Origin of the sequence: Cryobacterium sp. MLB-32, from assembly GCF_000738085.1 — a bacterium.
Taxonomy (GTDB): Bacteria; Actinomycetota; Actinomycetes; order Actinomycetales; family Microbacteriaceae; genus Cryobacterium.
The window spans coordinates 1-729 of the sequence record NZ_JPRS01000492.1; the positions used below are offsets into that span (position 1 = coordinate 1).

Genomic DNA, 729 nt, shown 5'->3' on the forward strand with positions numbered 1-729 from the left:
ATCTTGACTTCGGCGATTTCGCGGATCTGTGCCTGCGTGAGCTTGGCAACCTTGATGGTGTGGGGGGTTCCGCTGCCCTTTGCAAGGTTTGCGGCCTTCTTGATGAGCTCCGCTGCGGGCGGGGTCTTCAAGATGAAGGTGAATGAACGGTCGTCGTACACGGTGATCTCAACCGGGATGACGTTTCCGCGCTGGGCTTCTGTCGCAGCGTTGTATGCCTTGCAGAACTCCATGATGTTCACGCCGTGCTGGCCCAGTGCCGGCCCGATGGGCGGTGCGGGGTTGGCGGCGCCGGCCTTGATCTGAAGCTTGATCAGACCTGTAACCTTCTTCTTCGGTGCCATTGTTCTTCCTTCTTTGTAAGTTTCGAGCTGCCCGTCAGGGCTGCTCTCCCGGTGGCCCGGACGGGCCCCGGTGGTTGGGGGAGGGTGCCTGTTACCGGCAGAGCCTAGAGCTTGGTGACCTGATCGAAGCTGAGCTCGACCGGCGTCTCACGCTCGAAGAGCGACACGAGCACGATGAGCTTTCCGCTCTCCGGCTTGATCTCGCTGATCGATCCGGGCAGACCCGCGAAGGATCCTTCCTTGATGGTGATCGTCTCGCCGATTTCGTAGTCGACCTCGGCTGCGATGACGCGCTGGGCGGACTTGCCACCGTGACCGTTGCCCTTGGTGGTGGGAGCCTCAACGATTTCGACGAGGCCCTTGAGCATGCCGAAGGCTTCTTCGA

At 60.9% G+C, this 729-nt stretch carries 2 protein-coding genes; both read right to left on the bottom strand.

What is annotated here, in order from left to right; genetic code table 11:
• Nucleotides 1-344, bottom strand: a 344-nt coding sequence (gene rplK / locus JF66_RS19585; protein ID WP_035880563.1) for a 50S ribosomal protein L11, incomplete at its 3' end; no start/stop codon positions are given.
• Nucleotides 345-448: 104 nt separating this feature from the next.
• Nucleotides 449-729: transcription termination/antitermination protein NusG (locus JF66_RS19590; RefSeq protein WP_035880562.1), on the bottom strand; the 281-nt coding region annotated here is incomplete at its 5' end.